The organism is Clostridium sp. UMB9555A (genome assembly GCF_030222355.1).
GTDB lineage: Bacteria > Bacillota > Clostridia > Clostridiales > Clostridiaceae > Sarcina > Sarcina perfringens.
This window is the reverse complement of record NZ_JASORQ010000001.1, coordinates 1027819-1051308: the sequence shown is the minus strand read 5'-3', so window position 1 is coordinate 1051308 and position 23490 is coordinate 1027819. Positions and strand designations below refer to the sequence as shown.

Sequence of the window (23490 nt, the reverse complement as noted above, 5' to 3'; positions counted from 1 at the left end):
TCTTATTATAAAATCTCTACGTATAATTGTCCAATTCCTTGTATTAACTATATATTTATAATTAAATATAAAATTAAAAGGTAGTTTTAATCTACCTTTTAATAACGCCAACAATTACAAGTATGTTTTCCACTAGCACTTACACTTACTCTGCTTGTTTGCTTTCCTCTTATAAACTTGCAATCTGGAGTTTTGTGAATATAATTATTTCCACTAGCTACATACCCATAGTCTGAGGTTGCTTGTGGCTTATTAGGATCACTACTTGGACTATCATAGCCTGTTCTATGATCATGACTAGCTGTACCCCCATTTGGCTTAAATGTTCCATTGTTTTTATTGTTTGATTGATTATTTCTATTACTTGATTGGTTACTATTTGAAGAGTCCTTTTTCACCTCATCCTCTCTTTGTATTCTTGCTTTTTCTGCCTCTTCCTTTGCCTTTCTCTCAGCTTCAGCTTTTGCTATTTTTTCTTGTTCCTCTTTTTCAGCTTTCTTCTTTAAAAGCTCATTATAAACCTCTTCTTTTTTAGCTGTTTCAACTTTTAAATTTTCATAAGAGCTTTCAAGTTTTTTATAATCATTTTCTTCTAACTTATACTGATCTTTATTAATAGTATTATTTTTTAATTCACCCTTTAAATTTTCATATCTCTCTATTGTTTCTTTATATTCACTTTCATTTATTCCTAATTCTTTTAAAGCATCATTTTGAAAATTTTTATTATTACTTAAACCACTATTAACATTAACAAATATAAGAATTATAAATATACCTGGATAAACTATATAATTTAACTTTTCATTTCTACTAAATCTTTTTATATTTTTAAAACCAATTGCTATAGATGGTAAAACTAAAAGTATCAAAAAGAGACCTAAAGCTACATTGCTTCCATTTCCTTTAGTTAAAAAAGCTACTATACTAAAGAAAATAAAAATTCCATAATATGCACTCATAACTTTTTTGCATTTTCCATTTACCCCTGGTAGCTTCTTGAATAATTTCTTTAAACCATTTTTCATATTAAATTATTCTCCTATCTCTCTTTTTAGCTCTTCTATCTTTTTATCTAAAACATTTGAAGTATTTTCTTCATAATCAGAGTATTCCTTGCTTAACTCATCATACTTATTTTTAAGTTCCATATAAGAATCTTTTCTTTCCTTTGCCTTGTTATTTTCTAACTCTAAAGCATTACAATCACTCTCAGTCTTTATGTATTTTTCTTTAAAGTCTTCTTTATTATCTTTATAAATACTTCTATTAAGAGATATAATTAAAAATATTCCTATACACAATATAATAGGAACTTTAAAAATAGAAATTTTCTCCTTTAATAAACTTTTCACTTTATTTCCCCCTTTAAAATATAAATCCTTATATATACTTACATATTTCAAAATTTAAGTCAACAAAATTTAAATTAAATTTAAAAAATAATAAATATTTTTAAAATTAAAGTATATAAATTCATATATAACTATATTGAACCATATTTTCAATTTTCATTACTAACCTTTTAATTTTTGAGTTTGTGACGGACTTTCAAAAAGTCCGGCATACTCTAAAACCTTGGTATGACTAGCTTTAGCCAACCCTTGTCAGACTTTGGCTATTTTTCACTCACTATATATAGGGTATTTAATAAATGTGTTTTTTTTATACTATTTTTTTATTTTCCCTATTATATAGGAGTAAAAAAAGTCCGTCACAACTCCGTCACTAAAGCATAAAAAGCTATATTTTCTCCTTTAAAATAAGTTTAAATAAAGTTTTTTTCTATCTTTAAATATAAAGACCTATAAATACTACCCTATTTCCTAATTAACACCTTTAAAATTTATGTAGATGTTGTATAATGATAAAATAAAGAATTAAGAGTTAAGGGAGATTTTATTATGAATAATTATTTGACAGAGGAAAACGTTAGAAAGTTAAGAGAAGAATTAGACTATAGAATGTCTGTTGTTAGAGCAAAGATTGCGAAAGAGAAACTTGAGGCAGCAGCCCATGGTGATAGATCAGAAAACGCTGAATATAAAGAGGCTTGTAGAAACTATAGAGAAAATGATAATAGAATACAATACCTTTTAACTATGATTTCAACAGCAATAATAGTTGATGAAGAAAGTAATGATAAATCTACACTAGGTCTTAACAGCAAAGCTAGAATTAAATTTGTTGAAGATGATGATGAGGATGTTGTTACTTTAGTTACAACTATGGATTTAGATTTAGAAAATATGTGTATAAGTATAGAATCAGATTTAGGAAAGGCCCTAATGGGTAAAAAGGTTGGAGATGTAGTAGAAGTTGAAGCTCCTGGTGGAAACTATACTGTAGAAGTATTAGAAATATTATAATAGACTTAGCTTAACTTATAAAAATAGTTTACTACTATATTGTACAGTAGAAATTTTTCTTTAAATTTAAAACTTACAAATTAGGCTCTATTCTAATATCAAAAGAAAAATTTAAATTTTCTAATCATAATTAATTATTAGCTATTTAAAATATTTCTTACTTAAAAATAATCTTTATTTAAAATCAATAAAGGTGGATATATAAATAAGAAAACTTATAGATAGTATAAAAAGAAAGAATATGCTTAATTCTTAAAACCTATCTATAAGTTTTATATTTTTATTTTGATACAGCCACTTACTCTTTATTATCTAGCAGTTCTTAAAGTTATACTTTCCTTCTTTGAAAGTTCTCCATTAGAATATTTAGCAGCAATCTTGAAATTATAAATTGTATGTCTGTTTAATCCTTTAAATTTATATGATGTTTCTTCTAAACCTATTTCAGCTACCTTTTTTCCATCTCTGTAAAGAACATATCCCTCTAGCCCCTTTGTAGATTCAGGAGCACTCCAAGTAACAGTTACGTTCTTCTTAGCTATTTCTGAAGCCTCAAAATTATTTACAGGTCCAGTAACTATTTCTCCTTCATTATTAACCTCCTCAAGAGAATTAATAGCATCTTTTAATCTTGATGTAGCTTCATCTACCCCTTCCTTAGTAGCTTCTATATCATTGTTTAAGTCTTTTGCATGATTTAATGCTTTTTCAAACACTGTCCAGCTTTCAATTGTATAATCCTCTTTAATTAATTTACCAGCTTCCACTAAAGTTTTATTTAATTCTCTAGCTTCTACTAATCCTTCATAAGCTTTATTTAAATCACTTCTTAATCTATCTAGTTGTAATAAATTAATCTTATCTAAAGCATTTACTTTTTGTGCTATATTAATATATCTATTAGCTGTTGCTTTAGTATAATCCTCTTTATTTATTTCCTTAACTAAAGCTTTTAATTCATTTATTTCATCCTCTGTTGCTACTCTATCCTTCTTAGTAACACTTATTTCTCTTACAGCTGCAAAGTTTTGTTCATTAAATGTAGAAAGGGCTGTTAATTTAATTCCATTTGCTTTTATAGCTTCATCTAACTCTATTTTTTCTTCAACTCCATCTGTGAATTCTCCTTCTTTAACAACTGTCCATTCTCCATTTATATTAGCCTCTAGCTTATATCCTTTAATTGAACCATTTATTTCTTTTCCACGAGATAATACATTAACTGTATCAAAGTCTAATTCTTCACCAAAATCTACAGAAAGCCAGTGATTTCCACCATGAGTATCTCCACCAACATAATTTGTATGCCACAAAGTAGATTCATTTCCATCAATAGCATATGAAGCAGGACCATCATTTCCACTTGTTGGGTTCATTTCTGAACAAGCACTTGTAGCCCAATTTTCTCTGCTATACTCAATTATGTCAGAACCTTCATAAGAATTATAAAGTTCTTTTGCTTCATCATAGTATATTGAACTATTTCTTAATTCAATATCTCCCATAACTCCAGTAAAGTTATTATCAGAAACCATAATTGTTCCACCATTTATCTCTTGATTTATTAATGACTTATCATATACAGAATTCATTAATTCACCATCAATATAAACTTTAAGAACTCCATTAACCTCTCTAACTGCAGATATATGATGTAATTTGCCATCATTTACTTTACCAACAAAAGTTGATTCAGTTGAAGTTTCTACATATTCATTAGTTCCAAAAGTTCCATGAGCCTTTTCTGTAACAGTGGTTACTTCTGACTTTGAAGTAAGATTTAAATCCTTAACTTTAAAGTTTACATATCCTTCTTCATCAATTGACAGCTTTATTTCCTCTCCTTGACTTAATAAGTTTACATTAGATGATGTAGTGTTAATAGCCATAGATACTGCAAAGTCAGTTTTTCCTTTAAAGCTTTCATTTGTATCAACTTCATAAGCTTTATTCATTTCTAAGAAGTATGTGTCTGAATTTCCATTATACTTCTTATTTATATTTTCTCCTCCTATTAATTCCTCTCCACTTTTTACTGAAACAATTTTTCCATTATTATAAACAGGAATTGTTAAGCTTGTTGTAAGTGGATTTTGAAGAGCATCTCTTTCTCCATTAATATTTAATTTAGCCTCTCCTTGAAGTTTATTAGAAGTACTTATAACAACTGTTCTATAATCATCTAATAATTTAGTCTCAGTAATTTCATTTCCTTCAACTGAATAAACTCCTTCTCCATTTTCAACACGCTCATTATACTTAATAGTTATTTCATTTTCTCCAGTTACCTTAGCAGAAACTATTTCAGAAGCTTTATTATCTACCTTTCCATATTGAAGTATTCTAGTTTCATATGGCTCTAAAGTTACAGTTATGCTATCTCCATAAGATACTGATTCTATATCACCAACTTTATATGGTAATACTTGATTTCCTTTAAGATTTGATACTGACTTTGGTACTCCTACTATATCAGTTAATTTTAAAGTATACTCTTTAGTCTCTCCAGTTGGATTTCTAAATGAAACTATACCTTCATTGCCATCCCATGCAGAATATCCATAAACACCCTCTGTAGCTCTGTGTCCGAATAACTTAGCCTTTTCTAAAATATGAAAATTACTTTCTACAAAGTCTAAAACATCTGCATTAACTTTCCACTTTTCATCATCCATTATTGATGGTGAGTAATATAATTCCCAGAATGCTGTTCCACGAACTGCATTAGCAAATAAGAAATCTCTAAAATCTTCTGTAGTTGCAAAACTTCCATCAGATACACCATATATTGGCTCATGGTTATATATATTCTTTGCAGGGAATTGAATTTGGTTTGATTTATAAATATCATGATAAACAGCATCTCTATAAGTTATTTTTTGTTGATGTCTTGAACCTGTACCAGCATGTCCTGTATCTTGTGAATTTTGTATCCATACAGTATTTACCCATTGAAGAATCCATGGACTTAAGTTTACATAACAAGTTGCATTTATAAATAGGTCCTTTCCTTCTTCTGCTCTACTAGCTCTCATTGTTTCCCAAGCATCTGTCCACTTTTCCCATAGGTCTGTTGTATAATACATATTGTTGTGTCCACCAGCCATATGTCCATGATTTTCGCTTGTACAAGGTCTAAGAGCAAATCCATCTAACTTCCAATAATCTATATCAAATCTCTTTTGGTAATCCAAGAAAAGACTTGTTAAATTTTTAATATATCTGTCTGAACCGACACAAACATTTACTCCATTATTAGTTTGAGCATATCCAGTTCCCATTTTCTCTAAATATCTTGCAAAACCACCATAGAAATTATATCCACCTTGTGGTCCAAGCCATAATCCAAATTTTGATTGGAATTTACTTGTTAACTCTGTAGATGTATATAACTCATTAGGAAACTTATCATTAAACTCCCAAAATCCAGTTCTATTCATACTATTTCCAGCTTGTTCTTTTGAAATATTAGGGTTAAATTCTGGATCTCTATAGTTATGCCATCCATCGTCTACTACATAAGAATCGATTGGTTCTACTCCATTTTCTGTTAATCCTTTTTCTGTTCCATAGAAGGATTTAGAAATACTTTCATCAGTTATTGTAAGCATATTATCATACCATGAGTTATATTGCTTTCTAAAATCAGTTGGTGTAGCTATTTCTGATATATATTCAAAGAAATCAGTTTGAACAACATCTGTATCTACTCCATTAGCAGCTCCCACAACATTTTGCCATGATACAAACTTTCCGTCTGTAGTTAATTGATTGTCTTTTTCTAATTGTTCAAAACTTTTACCACTATAATATCTAATTTGCATTCCGTTCTTTACTATATCAGTATCTGCAGCTGGGAATTCTGATCCAAAGAACATACCATTTGCATAAATAGGCTGTCCTAGCATCAATTCATTTTTTCCTATTAATATGGAAGTTACATCTTCTAAATCTGGATGTGACCATAAAGTATCCTTTATTCTATCCTCTAATACAAAATGATCTAAATCAATATAATCTATCTTTGCATTTTCATTATTAGTTTTGATTTCAAGAAATGATCTCATATAGTGGTCATCATTTTCAAGAACAGTAACCATATCTATATTGTACTCAGTTCCATTAAATTCATATGGCTCATATGAAATAGTAAGCTTTTTCCCATTTTCAATATCTTCTATCTTTGTAGAAGAATTATCTATTGTTAAATCACTTGATTTAATCGCAGTTTTAGGTGCTATTGGTTCCTCTGGTTTTTCATATTTATCTGAATATAAATTTATTTCTGCTCCTGAAAACTCCTGTGTATTACCTAATGCATCTGATAATTGATCTATTCTTATATATCTACTTTCATAAGTTTTATCAAAATTGCCATAAACAACATCCCCTACATTGTGAAGATCTCCTTCTTGATGCAGGTTAAAGTCTTTTTTAGTAAATTCACCTTCTCCAGCTTCTGTCCAATTTTCTCCGTCTTCACTTACATAAAGCTTATATTTTCCCATAGTTCCGTTTTTGCCATAATTAGCATCAGTAAATCCAGGTCTTTTTTGGTAAGAGAATGAAGATACTGTTTTAACTTCTCCTAAATCAATTTTTAATGATGTTGGATAGCCAGTTATTCTATAGCTATCTATATAAGTATTTTTATCTCCATCAAATAATCTTTCAATATCTGTAGCTGGATATTCTGTTCCACTATTAGCTATAAGGGTTGCATTCCAGTTAGCTCTATCTAAAACTTCCTTTGGAGCATTAATTTCTTCTTCCGGTAAATCAGAATTTTCTTGTATTGTATTTATAATAAAATCTTCTGAACCTGCCTGTGGAACTAAAGTAGTGTTTGCTCTACTATTTTCTATTTCACTTGTTAATACCTTCCCATTTTCAATAGAGAACTCTCTAGAAATGTACTCGTTTCCAATGATGATTTTATCTTGGCCCTTACTAGCTACAACATCCTCTACCTTGGATCCATTTGCTAATACTGATAATGGTGCTGTGTTAGTTAGTGCCACACTTAGTCCTAATGTTAAAGATAATGATTTTTTTGAAAGTTTATTAACTTGCACTTATTTTCCCCCCTATTAATTTAATTAAAATTTTTATATAAAATATATTTTTCTAAAACACTGCTATTTTAATTTATACCTTTATAATGTATATGATAAATTTAGAAAATTATGAGATTATAATATAATTGTGTAATATAAAATATCTTCTTTACTTAATCTTTTAACAATAGACTTTTTTTAAATGTTCTATTTTTAAAACATCTATTTTATAATGTATTTATTACTAAATTTTAGAAAAAGAAGGAAGGTTTATTTTATGAAAAAAGATACTATTCTTGGTGCTTCTATTGGCTCTACTGACTTTCATTATCTCCAAAAGGATTATGATGAAATAAGTAAATTAAACTTAAATACTTGGAATGAGATAGCTTGGATAGGAGATGAACTTAATTCTAAAATTGTTATGTGGACAAACTCCTCTCCTGTTAATAATGTTACCCTTTCTTCAAGTGACTTTATAAACGAAAATGGGGATTTAATCTCTTCAAATAATATTAAGATTTCTTGGCTTAAAGAAACCTTAGCTAATATAGGACGTAGTAATCCTTCTGCTCCCCTTGAACCTTTCCCAGATATTATTCATAATTCTGGTTCACTAAATATAGAGAAAAATAAAATAGCCTCTGCTTGGATTAATATAAAAATTCCTAGGAATGCAAAACCTGGAATTTATAATGGTTCTATTGAGGTCACTGCTGATGAATTAGAAAAAGCCTATACTTTTGATTATTCCTTTGAAGTTTTAAACTTAGTACAACCTCTTCCAAGGGAAACAAATACTCAAATTGAGTTTTGGCAACATCCTTACACCATAGCAAGGTATTATAAAATATCCAAAGAAGATTTATTTACAGAAAAGCATTTTAAATATTTAAAAGATAATCTTAAAGAGTATAGAAATATGGGAGGACGTGGTGTTATAGCTACTATAGTTCATGAAGCTTGGAATCATCAATCTTATGATAGTGACCCTTCAATGATTAAGTGGAGAAAAAACTCCTATGGCACCTTTGAATTTGACTACTCTCATTTTGATAAGTGGATTCAACTTAATATAGACTTAAGAATTCTAGATCCCGAAAAGGGCTTTGGCCAAATAAAGTGTTATAGCATTGTCCCTTGGAATAATAGAATTCAGTACTTTAATGAAGCTACTAATAAAGAAGAAGCCATAAATCCAAACCCTGGTAGTGATCTTTGGATAAACATTTGGACACAATTTTTAACTTCATTTATGTCTCATCTTGAAGAAAAGGGTTGGTTTAACATAACTTATATTTCAATGGATGAAAGAAGTATGGATGATTTAAAAGCTTCTGTTGATTTAATTGAAAGCATAACAAATAAATCTGGAGAGCATTTTAAAATTTCTTCTGCTATGGATTATGAAAGTGGAAATGACTACTCTTTCTTAGATAGGATAGATGATATATCAATTGGATTATCCCATATAAATCATAATTCTAATGATATGAAAAACATGGCTAAACATAGACAAGAACTTGGATTATTAACTACAATATATACCTGTACTGGAGATTATCCAAATAGTTTCACCATAAGTGATCCTTCAGAAGGTGCTTTTACTATGTGGTACTCCCTATACCAAAACACCAATGGCTTTTTACGTTGGTCATGGGATGGTTGGGTTGAAAACCCTTTAGAAAATGTCTCTTATAAGTATTGGGAACCTGGAGACCCTTTTCTTATATATCCAGCAGAAAAGGATAGTATAGCTAAAACCTTCTACTCTACTCCTAGATTAGAAAAATTAAAAGAAGGTATAAGAGATATAAACAAAGCTAAATATCTTATGGAAAATGCTCCAGACTTAAAAAATCCTATAGAAACTTTAATTAACTCTCTAAAAAGACCCAATAAAGGAGAAAGTGCCTATGGCTCTGCAGTAGCAGCTTCTAAGGAAGATAGAAATTTAACTATTTCAGAAGTAAATAGAATGAAAAAAGGCATAAATAACTTTGCAAGAGAATTTATTTCATAAAAAGAGAAAAACATTATAATTTAAAAATATTAGCTAAAATAGCAATAGTGAAGTTTCTAGTAAAGATTTTATTACCTTAAGGAAATCAAGATAGAAATTTAATGTATAAAAGCCCTATTCTTAATCAATTTAAAGAATAGGGCTTTTATATATTATATTTTCAAAATTCATTTTCAAATATAATATAAAGTTTAGTCTTCTAAATCTACTATATTAGCATCTTTTATGTAATCCCTTATTATTTCTGAAGCTAGATTAAAATAACTTTTACATTTATCAATAATTACAGCATCAGTACTAACAACTCTATCTAAATTTTCTAAAATTACATCCGCATTATTAACTAAATTAACCTCTGTATTAATATTCCAAACTCTAGAATGCTCTAAAATTTTATTCTTTAGTTTCCCTGAATTAGATACAGGAGAGTCTAGATAGAATACAACACTATTACAATTATGCTTAATTAAAAACTTTCCTATTAATTGTAAAGCAATGTCTGTTTTATCTATAATTTTATAAGTTCCTCTAAGACCAGCTAAATCTCTTATACATCCATCACTACCTATAATTAATGTTCCTCCTGATAATGCCACTTCAAGAGTTATTAATAAATTAAACCCATCTATATTTATACACCCACTTTTTAATTCATCTGATAAAAGCCTTTTTTTACTTCTTAAAATCTTACTTTCCAAAGAACAAGCTCCTCTTTTTAAAGCATTACGTTGTCTTATTGAAAATTGATATCTATCACCAACAAATTTTATAACATGCTCAATTTTGTATTCTCTACTTATTAACCATTCAATTTCTTCTTTGGACTTTTTTAATCTTGCTTGCTCCTTATTAGAAAACCATCTACTATCATTTTCATCAAATCCTCTTCTAGTTACCTTAATCATTTTTATCCTCACCTAATTTAATTTTTATTTAAAGTATTTCTTAATAAGATTTAACTTATGTTTTTAATCTATATTTAAAAATCTATTTATCATTATATATTATCTCTAATATACCTGTACACTTAACAAAACTAAAACTTTACTCTTTATAATGAGAATGGCCTTTATCAAAATAAATTTTAATAAAGACCATTTTATACAACTTATTTTTATTTTAAAAGATTATTCTCCTAAGATTTTATCCATAACTATTTGGATATCAGCTTTATCTACTACTCCATCTTTGTTTATATCAGATTTTTCACTTAAAGCATTTCCTGATATAATCTCTCCTTGATATTTAGATACTATGGATAAATCTCCTACATTTATAGAACCATCCTCATTAATATCTGCTGAACCTTCAGATTCTTCTGATTCTTCTAATACATAACTTACAGTATAGATGTTTTTAGTACCAGATTCTGAGCAAGCAATGATTGTTGATTTATTATTATGAACTGGTAATATAGTTACAGCCACATTTTCTTCCCCTGAAGCTTCTACAGTTTTAGGTAATTCTTTTAAATTAACTGTATATTCATTAGTATCAGGATTAAATCCTTCTAAGGCTTTTCCATCTAATTTTATTTCAGATAATTTATTACCTTCATTAGCACTTACTTGTGGTACATACTCATATACTGCAACCTCTGATAATCCAATACACTTACCTACTTCAGGTTGTTGCATATAAACACGAATACTATCAGTATTTATTACTTTATCTAAGAAATAAGTTGTTTCTCCAGCAAGGTATGATACCTCTGTTGTGTTTGAATGAGAAACTACCTCATATTCACCAGCTTCATTTTTATAACTTATTTCAACTTTCTTAGGAATTCTTCCATAAATATTATCAGTAAATAACCATAGATCTAATCTATCTATATTATATTTGTTTTTCCAGTCTAATTGAACATATGCACCCTTAGGTTCACCATTCTCTGTTAAATCTCTTTCATTCCAGTTTGTCCAACGTTCTCCTGTATTTGAACTATTATTAGTTATTCCATTATTAATAGAATTTAAATTATCAGCTGTAGAAACACAACTTTGACTTAAAGCAGGAACATCTTTATTAGTATCCTTATTTATAGCTAAGTTAGCAGCAGCTTTTAAAGCTTCAACTACACGTACTGTTGAAGTAACAGTATATGTCTTACCCAATAAGGATACTTCTCCTAAAACTTCAACTGTTGTATTAGGCTCAGAGAAATCTACGCCTTCTAAATTCCAATCCACTTTAAACTCTTCACTTTCATTTCCATCAGCTAAATATCCTTTAACAGTCTTAGGAAGTGTTGGAGTTTGTCCAGCATAAGTAAATGTTGAGTAATTTTCCATTGAAACCACATCACCAATTACATGGACATTTACGTTTACAGCCACATCTGTTCCTTCTAATTTACCATTTATCTTAAATACTTGAGGAGTATTTAATTGTGATTCATCATAATCATTCCATGAAATATTAAAAGTCTCAGTTGTTCCATCACTGTATCTTCCTTCTACTGTACTTGGTAACTCTGGCTTTTCATTTAAATTAACATAGTAGTCTTTAACTATTTCATAAGATTCTAAGAACTTATCTTCTCCAGCATTATTTACAGTATTAATTTCTATAGATTGAGATTGTAATCCCTCACCTGAAACATTTAATCTTATATTTCCAGCATCCTTAGTTGATTGAACTATTACTAAGGCCTTACCACTTAATGCTTTTCTAGAAGCTTCTGTATCACTTGTAGGTTTATAAGAATCTGTATCAGTTTGATCTCCATTGTCAACACCTACAATCTTTCCATTCCCTTCTAACTCAAAATTTAATCTGTTCTCTGCATTTTGAACTATATTGCCATCTTCATCAACAATATCTACAGTGATATAAGATAAATCATATCCATCTGAATCAATAGTATCCCTATCTGCACTTAATCTTACAGTAGAAGCCTCCCCAGTTGTTTTCACTGTGTTTCTTCCCTCTGTATTTGTAATTTCATTTCCTTCTTTGTCATAAGCCTTAGCAGTTAAGGTACCTTCTTCATAAGGAACATTAAATACTGGATACAATGAATCATTTCCAAAAGTATAATATTTATATCCAGCATCAGTTGTATGCTCAGTTGAAGTTTGCTCCCCAATCTTTTCATCATTTAAATATAATTCAACTTTATGAGCATCAGTAAATACGTTTACTTCAACATTTCCATTTTCTATAACTATATCTTCTCTATTCCATGTTGGAAGTACATGTAATGTATTTACATCATCATTCCATTGACTTTGATATAAATAATATATATCCTTTTCAAATCCTGCAGTATCAACTATACCAAAGTAACTTGATTTTGGAGCTGCTCCATTTCCTCCACCAACTGTACCTGTACCAGTACCATTCCAAGGAGTAGGCTCTCCTATATAGTCAAATCCTGTCCAAACAAATTCTCCAGCATTATAATCATTTTTTATTACAAACTTCCAAGCATCACTAGCTGAATGTCCCCATCCAACCTTTGTTTGATTATTATCATACTCTGAAATACGATGATTTTGTTTATCTATTCCCTTTGTTTTATAATATCCTCTAGTATGAACTGCACTACTGGTTTCAGATGCATATAATGTCCAATCTGGATGGTTTGCTCTTTGCTGTGCAAACTGTGCTTCATTTGCATAGTTAAATCCAACTAATCCACCATTGTCATCAACTACCTCTGAAATAGCAACTGCTGTGCCATCTCCATTTTTAGTTCTATTATCTCCTATAGTAACATGTCTTGTTTCATCCTCATCCTTAATCCAATCAATTATATTTTGAGCTACGTTAGTATAATTAGATGCACTTCCACTAATTCCTTCTAATACCTCATTACCTATTGACCACATTATTATAGATGGATTGTTCTTAGAGTTTTTAACCATAGATCTAGCTTCAAACTCTCCCCATGTCATTTCTGGAGAACCATTTAAAATTTCATTATCTTCTCCTATTACTTCATTAAAATACTTAGAAAAGTCATTTACATTTCCGTTCTTTGGATTTGTCCATGTATCAAAGGCTTCATTAATAACTAATAAACCTAAACGATTACAAATCTCTAATAACATTTCACTAGCAGGATTATGAGAAACACGGATTGCATTTACTCCCATTTCCTTCATTTTCTCCATTTGACGTTCTACTGCACGATAATAAGATGCTGCTCCTAAAGCCCCTTGGTCATGGTGCATACAAACACCTTTTAATTTCATATTTTCTCCATTTAAAGAGAATCCAGTATCTTTATCAAAATTATAATATCTAAATCCAAAATCAGTAAAATAAGTATCTATAACCTTTCCATCTAATAATACTTCACTTTTTACCTTATACATATTTGGATTATCAACTGACCATAAATCAGGATTATTTACAATAGCAGTTTGCTTGAAAGTATAACTTTCATTAGCTCCAATACTCTGTTCATTTATTACGGCCTCACTAACTTCTTCTCCCTTAGAATTTACTACTGTGCTTTTTACAGTAACCATAGAATTATCTTTAGACTCGTTTTCAACAATTGTCTCAATAGCTACATCTACATTTCCATCTTTTTGCTCTTCAAGTTTTGGAGTAGTAACTGTTGTTCCTGCATGTGCAACATGAATAGAGTCTGTTACACTTAAAGTTACATCACGATAAATACCACTACCAGAGTACCATCTACTAGTTGGCACAGGGTTAGATACCTTAACAGCAATTATATTTTCAGTTTGGCCATCACATATTAAAGCTTCAGTAATATCAAAGGCAAAAGAAGTGTATCCATAATTATGCTCACCAACCTTTTTACCATTTACATATACTTCAGCATTCATATATACTCCATCAAAGTTTAATGTAAAATCCTTACCATTATACTTTTCAGGAACTACAAAAGCTTTACGATACCATCCAGTTCCTCCTAATAAGAATCCACTTTCAGCTTCCCCTTCAACAGTAAAATCTCCTTCAATGCTCCAATCATGAGGTAAGTTTAGTCCTCTCCATGAAGAATCATCAAAATCTACTCCTTCAGCACCAGAAGGATCTCCCTTAAAGAACTTCCAGTTTTGATTGAATATTGTTGATCTTTCTCCATCTTTTATGAATCCAACATTTACTGTTTCAGATTCAGGAATTTGTCTTGTTTCAGCCATTACTAAGGTAGGTGCTAAGGTTAGAGCAAATGCAATTGCTGCTCCTAAAGCTGTCCCCCTTTTGTTAAATGATTGCATATTAATTTCCCCCCTTTTTAAATATACACATAAGTTTTTACTTATTTTAACTTATATGTATAATAATAACATCAAGTAAATTCATGGTAAAGTTATAAAAACTTTTTAACTATTGCAAAATAATTTATCATTATAAATTATTTATTCAGTAGTAAATAATAAAAATTATAACTAAAAAAACACATTGAAAAACTCAATGTGTTTTTATTTTATTAAGTTTAATTAAGCTTTCTTATTATATAAACCCCTAAAGTTCTTTAGAAATTTTCTTTATTTTCTCTGTTAAACTTAGTAAATCTTTTCTTACTTCAGAAAAGCTAGCACTTACTAATTTTTTATCCTTAACAACAATCTTACCATCAACAACTACTAATTCTACATTGCTAGAATTAGCAGAATATACTATTGTTGCATAATAATCATATATAGGTTGCATATTTACTGATTTTGTTTCTATTAAAGTTAAATCAGCTTTCTTACCAATCTCTATAGATCCAACTTCTTTATCAATTCCTAAAACTTTAGCTCCACCTATGGTTCCCATTTCTATTAAATCTATTGATGGTAGTAAAGTTCTATCTTTATTAAATAATTTATGAATTTTTCCTACTTGTGACATCTGGCTTAATATATCTAAAGTATTTCCACTCATAGGACCATCTGTTCCAAGTCCAATATTTATTCCTTTTTCTCTCATCTTTAATATTGGTGCTATTCCTTTAGCTCCTTTAGAATTTGCTCCTATATTATGAGATATATTAACATTATTCTTACTTAAAATCTCTATATCTTCTTCATTAACTAAAACTGCATGGGCCGCTATAAAATTAGAGTCTAAAACTCCAAGCTTATCTAAATAAGAAACTGGAGTAAGATTATATTTACCTTTATACTCCTCTAACTCATAGTCCATTTCTGCTAAGTGCATAGTTATAGGAACATTATATTTTTTACTAATTTTATATGCTTCCTTTAATGATTCCTCTGTATTTGTATAAGGTGCATGAGGAGCTATTCCTGGAGTTATCAAATCATCATTTTTCCATTTTTCTATAAATCTTATGGAATAATCTATCCCCCCCAAAGCCTTTTCTGAATCTGGCGAAGGAAAATCTACTATTGTCTCACAAAGAACTCCTCTCATATTTAATTCTTTAGCAGCTTTCGCTACCTCATCTTCAAAATAATACATATCACAAAAGGTGGTTACTCCACCTAATAGCATTTCTGCTATAGCATACTTTGCTCCTATATAAGTCAATTCTTTATCAACTAACCTTTGTTCTAAGGGAAATAAATATCGCTTTAATCTATCCTTACAATCGTCAGCTAAACTTCTAAAAGGAACCATAGACCCATGAGTATGACAATTTATCATACCTGGCATTAATATTCCCTCTTCACCATCTATTACCTCAACTTTATATCCACTTCTTTTTAATTTTTCTTCTGTCCTTACATCAGTTCCAACATATAATATTTTATTTTTTTCAAAAACAACTAAACCATTTTCTATAATTTCTTTATGTTCATTCATAGTAATAACTGTAACATTTTTTATTAAAGTTACTATTTTACTCATATTATCCCTCCAAAATCCACCTAAAATATAACTAAAAATAAGAGGCTATATCTACTATGATATATCCCCTTACTTTCCTTTTATATTACTTTGCGTAATTAAAAAGCTAACTAAATAAAAATCAATAATCACTTAAATATAGACTTTATTTGAATAAAGAAACAATACTACCTTTTTTAACATCTATTAACCCTTTATCTGTTATCTTTAATGCAGGACTAACAGGTAAAGATAAAGTGCTAAATGACATAATTTCATTCATATGATTATATCCTAAATCTCTCATGGCATTTCTAACTTCCCCTAGCTTTTCTCCTATGATTTCAATAGGTTCATCACTGATTATTCCACCTATTGGTAACTCTAATTTAGCAATTACTTCATTATTTTTTGAGACTACATATCCTCCCCTAGAATTTATAACCTCATTAGCCGCTATAGTCATATCACTAATATTTCTTCCCATTACCATAAGGTTATGATGATCATGCGCCCAAGTAGTTGCTATTGCTCCCTCTTTTATAATTTCTCCTTCTACTAATCCAAAAGATATATTATTATTTTTACCATATCTCTCAAAAACAGCAATCAATGCACAGCTACTCTTTTCCCATTGTAAAATATTATTATAAACATTTAAAGTTACTTCTCCCTCTTCTGTAAAAGTAGTATTTTTTAAGACTTTCATAGTCCTACAAGTTACTTTATTTTTATACTTATTTGGTACTTTAACCTCTAAACTTTCTTTAGTAATATTATTTAATTCTATACTATTATAAAATCTATAATCTAATTTGCTTTTATCTTCAAAAAACTCTTCTTTTAACCCCTTATCTCTATTAAAAACCATTTTTCCATTTTTATAAACTTCATATATATTAAAATCTTCTATACTATCTAACAATATAAAATCTGCTAGCTTTCCAGGTGCAATTGTTCCTCTATCTAAAAGATTCATTCTTCTAGCTGGTGTATATGTAGCTACATATATTGCATTCTCTATAGACATTCCAAGCTTTACGGCTTCCTTTAAAATCTCATTAAGATGCCCCTTAACTAATTTATCTGCCATTACATCATCTGTTACTAATGCAAAATGCTCATATAAATTATTTTCAATCAAAAATTTTATATTCTCTAATGTCATTGATTTATGTTGCATCTCTATAAACATACCATTTTGAATTTTTTCTTGAAGGGATCCAACTGACTGCTGAGTATGATCCCCATTAACCCCTCTATAAATATAAAGTGATAAATCTACTCCTTGTATTTTAGGACAATGCCCTTCTAAAGGTATATTTTTTTCTTTACTTATATTTATTATTTTATTTATATTAGAATCATCATCTTCTATTAAGTCTTTAAAGTTCATTACTTCTCCAAGACAAATAATATTATCATACTCTAATAATCTTTTTACCTCATTGTGAGTTATTTTCTCCCCTGTTGTCTCTAGTGAACTTGAAGTTGAAGGTACTGAACTAGGTATGCCATAAAATATATCTAGATTCCCCTTAAATTTAATAAATTCTTCTATACCTCTTATCCCAAAAACATTAGCAATTTCATGAGGATCAGCTACTACTGTAGTGACTCCATGTTTTATTGCAGCCTTAGAAAATTCCCTTGGAATAGTCATAGAACTCTCTATATGCATGTGTATATCTATTAATCCAGGAATTATATATTTGCCTTCCCCATCTATTACATTTTCAGACCACAATCTATCTTCATATCCTTTCCCTATATGAAGAAATTTCCCCTTATTTATTAAGACATCACCTTTTATGAATTTTTTAAAATAACTATTATATACCTTTAAATTTTTAATAATTAATTCTACTTGCATTTCACTACCTGCAAACTAGTTCATTATTCTGTTCCAGTTATTAACCCATTGATCCATTACTGAATTAACAAACTTAAAGTCAATTACCTTAGCATTATCAACCACTGGTCCATATGTTAAGTTTTTAGTTTCTTCTCCATTTAATTTAACTTCTTTATTAACTGGTGATTCATTTAAAGCTTTAGCAGTTTTCTCCTGAACTTCTTTGCTTAATGCATAGTTAATAAATTCATAAGCTAAATCTTTATTTTTAGAATTTTTATTTATATTTATTGTATTAAAGTTTAAGTAAGTTCCTGACTCAGGTATTACATTTATAACCTCTGGTTTAGCTTTTGAAATTGTTCCAAAAGCAAAGTCTGATGCTACAGCAGCTACTATTTCACCATTTGAGAACATATTAGCTAAATCTGAAGATTTACTATAAGTTTTAACAACATTTGGTTTTAAAGCTTCTAATTCTTTAAATGCAGCTTCTCCATTATCAGTTTTAACATCTACTCCTGCCTTTTCTGCTGCTATTTCTACCATTGCTGGACCATTAGTTGTTGTAATATCTGGTATAGCTATTTTATTTTTAAGTTCTGGTTTCCATAAATCTTCCCAAGAATTTATTTCAATTCCTGCTGAAGTATCTACAACTATTCCTATACTATTTAATGTATATGCTGGTCCATATCCTGCCTCTACTGTAGATTTAGCCTTTTCATTCATCTCACTTGCATTAGGAATCTTTGAATAATCTAATTTATCGAATATACCTGCTTCTACTCCTTGCTCTGCAAAAGATTCTGCTAAATAAGTTATATCTATTTGTGAGTTAGGATTATTTTTCATCTTAGTTAATCTTTCTGAGTTATTACCTATATCTAAAACTATTTCCACACCATGTTCTTTAGCAAATGGTTCAAATACTGTCTCCTTTAATACATCTTCATTTAATCCCCAAGTTGAAACTACTAATTTTTTTCCTGCCTCTGCTCCTTCTGTTTTTCCACATCCAACTAAAGATGTCCCTAGTACTAATCCTGTTAATAAGGTTGCTAAAATTTTCTTTTTCATAAGATTCTCCTTTATAAATATATTTTTTATATTTAGGTTTTATAAAATTACTATTTTATCCACTGGTAATTGAAGTTTTATATTTTGTCCCTTTTCATATATGCTGTCATTTTCACTATTTACAATTAGATTCCCAAGTTTTGTTTTAATATCATATTGGTATGCCTTTCCTAAGAAAGTTCTAACCTCTATAACTCCATCTACTGTGTTTTCTAAATCCTCTTTTACAATCTTTATATCATCTGGTCTTATAGTTGCTTTTACTTCATTCTTATCCTTAACCTTGTTAACTTTTAAGTTAATTCCACTCTCATTTTTGTATATACCATCTGATACCTTTATTAAATCTATAAAGTTTTCAAAACCTACAAATCTTGCAACAAACTCTGTTGCTGGATTTGAATAAATATTTTCTGGAGTATCAAATTGTTCTATTACCCCTTTATTTAAAACTGCTACTTTATCTGAAATTGAAAAACATTCTTCTTGGTCATGAGTTACGAATAATGTTGTTATTCCAAGCTTTTGTTGAAGTTTTCTTATTTCAACTCTCATTTTTAATCTTAATTTAGCATCTAAGTTGCTTAAAGGTTCATCTAGTAATAAAAGACTTGGCTCTATTACTAAGGCTCTTGCTATGGCAACCCTTTGTCTTTGTCCTCCAGATAATTCCTTTGGATACCTCTTTGCTAAATGGCTCATATCAACAACTTTTAATATATCATCAACCTTTTTTCTTATTTCTTCTTTGCTCATTTTCTTCATCTTTAATCCAAAAGCTACATTTTCTTCTACTGTTAAGTGAGGAAACAATGCATAGCTTTGAAAGACTAATCCAAAGTTTCTATTATGAACAGGTATATTTGTATAATCTTCATCTCCTAATAAAAACTTTCCTGCTGTTGGTTCTATAAATCCAGCTACAACCCTTAATGTTGTTGTCTTTCCACACCCACTTGGTCCTAAAAGAGAAACTAATTCTCCTTTTTTAACTTTTAAATTTAGATTTTCCAATATATTATTTTTCTTATCATAAGAAACATTTATATTCTGTAGGTTTATTAAATCCATGTTTTCATCCTCCAAATAAATTTTTAACTTAAATTCTATCCTGCAAAATTATTTAATCCTAATGTTTTTTCTAATATGTACATAATTCCAATAGTTAATATCATTAAGATTACTGATAAAGCTGATACTGTTGGATCATAATTATATTCAACATAGTTCATCATGGTTGTAGGTAATGTGCTTACTCCTGGTCCAGTTAGGAATATAGATACTGGAACATTGTTAAATGAATTTATAAAAGCTAACATAAATGCTGCCATTACCCCTGATGTTATATTTGGTAAAACTACTTTAAAGAAAGTTTGTGATTTTTTACATCCTAAACTCATAGCTGCTTCCTCTATAGAATAATCAAAGCCCTCTAAGCTTGATCCTACCACTCTTATGATGTACGGAATTATTATTAAAGTATGTCCAATAAACAAACTAGCATATACTGATAAGTTCATCTTTACCAATAAAAACTGAAACAATGAGAATCCGACTACTATTCCAGGAACTATTAAAGGCGAAAAGAAGAAACTCTTAAGAATATCTTTTCCTTTGAAGTTATATCTACTTAATCCATAAGCCGCTGGCATTCCTATAACCAAAGCTGATAATGTAGATACTGTAGATATTAAGAAGCTTGTCCCCATACTTTTTATAAATGACTCAGATTTAAATACTGTAATAAACCATTGCAAACTAAATCCTTTTGGAGGAAATGCTATATAATTTTCTGTTCCTATACTAGTCATGGCAATAATTACTAGCGGTGCAAATAGAAATATATAAACCAAAACAACGAAGGTTGTTAATACTTTGCTCTTCTTCACTTTAAGAAACCCCTCTCTTATCTAATCTTGATGCTAGGAAGTTAATCCCCTTTATTACTATTAAAGTGACTATAATCATTATTGTTGCTACAACTGCAGCCCCTTGCCAATCACCTAATGTCATAGTTTTTTGATATATTAAAGTTGCTAAAACCGTATTTTTATTTCCTCCTAATAATTGAGGTGTTGTGTAAGCTGTTAAGGAACCTGTAAATACCAAAACTGTTCCAACTATTAATCCTGGTAAGCTAAGTGGAAATACAACTTTAAAGAATGCTTTTAATCTATTAGCTCCTAAACTTTCTGCTGCTTCTAATAAGTCATTATCTATATTTTCCATAACTCCTACTAGGGAGATAATCATAAGTGGTAAGAAAATATAAATCGTACCTATTATAATAGCTCCTTCTGTATATAGTAGTGATAATGGCTCTTGTATTAAATTAAACTTTATTAATAAACTATTGATTATTCCATTTTTTCCTAAGATACTCATCCAAGCAAATGAACGAACAACTGAATTTGTTAATATGGGAAAGATTGTTAAGGCTATAAGAAAACCTCTCACCTTTTTAGAAACTCTTGATATGTAATAAGAAACTGGCACACCTATAAACATGCAAATTATAGATGATACTAAAGATATCTTAATGGTTCTCCAAAATATTGACATCATATAAGAATCTGTGAAAAATTCTTTATAGGCACTAAACATACCACCATTTGTATTAGTGAAAGTAGGAATTATTACATCTAGTAATGGAACTATCATAAAATATGCTACTAATACTATGCAGGGTATAAATAATAAATACTGGCTTATTTTCCTCATGTTTTTCCTCCGTCTCTAAGTGCTGTATCTTTACTCACTGTTTTTAATTTCTACATAATTTAATTTTATTCTACTTTTTATTACGTATATTGTCAATATAATATAAATTAATATTCGTAAATAATATTATATTAATACCTTTAAATTAATCAAATTAAAAATTTATTCATATTTCAATAAAAATCACGAACATTATACAACTATAAAAAGTCCATATAATAATAAATAAAATCCATATATAAACACAAAAAGACAATAATCATATATATTTTTCAATATGATTATTGTCTTAAATATGGTATTTAAATAAAAATTTTTAAGTTATTGTTAACTTATATATATAAACTTATACATAATTTTAAATCTCTTCTTAGTTTAAAATACAATTTAGACCAAACTTATAAAACATAGATAACCTATTTCTAAAATTATCTCCTCAAAGCCATCATTTAAGAACTCTATAACAGCATCTTTATTATTTTCAATAACTCTTGAAAAAGTAATAATATTATTCTTTATCTCTTCCCTTTGTATTTTTTCATCATTAATACAATAATTTAAAAATACAGAATATCTTGTTAATAAATATTCTAATATAATTAATTGGAAAGAAATTATCATATCTTCCATATCATCACTTGTACAATTACTAAATATCTTAGATATAATACATTTTTTAAGTAAATCTTCAAATTCTTTAAATGATTCTTTATATTTCTCCCACTTTTCACTTAAAAGATTTATATTATTATTTTCAGCAAAATCAGATACCCTTTCTAGTACACACTTTAGATTAGAAATACCCTTGTAATTTTCTATAATATCTAAAAACAGAGAGTTTACTTCCTCTAATGATTCACCTTTATTTATTTTTATTTCATTATATAGATAAATCACTTCTTTTATGTACTCTATGTTACTATACTTTTCTAGTTCATCTAAGAAAATATCTTCACTAGTATAACTTTCATTTTCTAATATATTTAACAACATCTCAAAACCTAAAAGTAATTTTTCTTCTAAGGAAAATCCCTCTTCATACATTATATTTATTAAAGTATCCCTCAATTTAAGCTCTAATGGTATATTTTCTTTATTTATTTTTTCCAATTGATTTATTATAATCTCACTATCTATATTATCTAATATTTCCACAACTTCTGGACATGAACATGATAAAGAAAGCTCTTTTCTATATTCAAACTCATTACTTATTCTTGGAAATGTACTACAAGTTTTAGATAAATACTCTTCCCCTTTACACTTAACTATATTACACAGTCCCTTACAATCTAAAAAAGAACACGCTTCAAAGGTATCTTTGTTTATAAAGTATAATTGTTCCCCATTAACTTCTTTGGCTTTTACGCTATTTAAAAGGTATTTAGAATCTTCTTTATTATTTTTCCATTTTTCATATGTATCCTTATCTATATCAATATCCCATCCTTCACAACAAGTGAATTTACAGCTATCAGCTATACACTTAAAATCATCATAACCTGAAAGTTTCTTAATAATCTTTTCTTCATTCATATAATTTCTCTCCATATTTTCATTATATTAGTTAAAAGTCTAATTGCTCTAATAAATGTAATTATAGCACACTTTCTAATTTAC

At 28.8% G+C, this 23490-nt stretch carries 14 protein-coding genes; 2 read left to right on the top strand and 12 right to left on the bottom strand.

Going from position 1 to position 23490, the window contains the following annotated elements; all coding sequences use genetic code 11:
* Positions 1-98: 98 nt before the first annotated feature.
* Both QP548_RS04720 and QP548_RS04715 read right to left on the bottom strand, forming a co-directional pair.
* Positions 99-1028 (bottom strand): hypothetical protein, encoded by a 930-nt coding sequence (locus tag QP548_RS04720; protein WP_061428155.1) that lies wholly within the window; start codon positions 1026-1028, stop codon positions 99-101.
* Positions 1029-1034: 6 nt separating this feature from the next.
* Entirely contained in the window at positions 1035-1355 is a 321-nt protein-coding gene (locus tag QP548_RS04715; protein ID WP_061428157.1) for a hypothetical protein, read from the bottom strand.
* A 549-nt stretch (positions 1356-1904) separates the two neighbouring features.
* Here QP548_RS04715 and QP548_RS04710 point away from each other — a divergent pair.
* Entirely contained in the window at positions 1905-2369 is a 465-nt protein-coding gene (locus tag QP548_RS04710) for a GreA/GreB family elongation factor (RefSeq protein ID WP_003452135.1), read from the top strand.
* 308 nt (positions 2370-2677) lie between these two features.
* Here the strand turns inward: QP548_RS04710 and QP548_RS04705 are convergent, their stop codons facing one another.
* On the bottom strand, positions 2678-7444 hold the full coding sequence (locus QP548_RS04705; protein WP_061428159.1) for a discoidin domain-containing protein: 4767 nt from the start codon (positions 7442-7444) through the stop codon (positions 2678-2680).
* A 259-nt stretch (positions 7445-7703) separates the two neighbouring features.
* Between QP548_RS04705 and QP548_RS04700 the strand changes: the two genes are divergently transcribed.
* Positions 7704-9449 carry a DUF4091 domain-containing protein gene (locus QP548_RS04700; RefSeq protein WP_061428161.1) on the top strand — a complete coding sequence of 582 codons (1746 nt, stop codon included), beginning with the start codon at positions 7704-7706 and terminating at the stop codon, positions 9447-9449.
* A gap of 191 nt (positions 9450-9640) precedes the next feature.
* On the opposite strand, the gene QP548_RS04695 is transcribed toward QP548_RS04700, so the two are convergent.
* The 9 genes from QP548_RS04695 to fliB form a co-directional block, all read right to left on the bottom strand.
* Complete coding sequence (locus QP548_RS04695) at positions 9641-10354, bottom strand: DUF434 domain-containing protein (protein ID WP_061428163.1); 714 nt, start codon at positions 10352-10354, stop codon at positions 9641-9643.
* A 222-nt stretch (positions 10355-10576) separates the two neighbouring features.
* The gene (locus QP548_RS04690; RefSeq protein ID WP_061428165.1) at positions 10577-14653 is read right to left on the bottom strand and encodes a glycoside hydrolase family 2 TIM barrel-domain containing protein; all 4077 of its coding nucleotides are present in this window, start codon (positions 14651-14653) and stop codon (positions 10577-10579) included.
* A gap of 247 nt (positions 14654-14900) precedes the next feature.
* Entirely contained in the window at positions 14901-16235 is a 1335-nt protein-coding gene (locus QP548_RS04685) for an amidohydrolase (RefSeq protein WP_061428167.1), read from the bottom strand.
* Between the two features lie 145 nt (positions 16236-16380).
* On the bottom strand, positions 16381-18087 hold the full coding sequence (locus QP548_RS04680; RefSeq protein WP_061428169.1) for an adenine deaminase C-terminal domain-containing protein: 1707 nt from the start codon (positions 18085-18087) through the stop codon (positions 16381-16383).
* 15 nt (positions 18088-18102) lie between these two features.
* The gene (locus QP548_RS04675; protein ID WP_061428171.1) at positions 18103-19149 is read right to left on the bottom strand and encodes an ABC transporter substrate-binding protein; all 1047 of its coding nucleotides are present in this window, start codon (positions 19147-19149) and stop codon (positions 18103-18105) included.
* Positions 19150-19188: 39 nt separating this feature from the next.
* Positions 19189-20220 carry an ABC transporter ATP-binding protein gene (locus QP548_RS04670; RefSeq protein ID WP_011590726.1) on the bottom strand — a complete coding sequence of 344 codons (1032 nt, stop codon included), beginning with the start codon at positions 20218-20220 and terminating at the stop codon, positions 19189-19191.
* 35 nt (positions 20221-20255) lie between these two features.
* Complete coding sequence (locus tag QP548_RS04665) at positions 20256-21038, bottom strand: ABC transporter permease (RefSeq protein WP_003467290.1); 783 nt, start codon at positions 21036-21038, stop codon at positions 20256-20258.
* A 1-nt stretch (position 21039) separates the two neighbouring features.
* Positions 21040-21870: an ABC transporter permease gene (locus QP548_RS04660; RefSeq protein ID WP_061428173.1), complete on the bottom strand. Its 831-nt coding sequence runs from the start codon at positions 21868-21870 to the stop codon at positions 21040-21042.
* A gap of 387 nt (positions 21871-22257) precedes the next feature.
* Positions 22258-23406, bottom strand: coding sequence for a flagellin lysine-N-methylase (gene fliB, locus QP548_RS04655; protein WP_061428175.1), 1149 nt, complete (start codon positions 23404-23406; stop codon positions 22258-22260).
* Positions 23407-23490 lie beyond the last annotated feature (84 nt).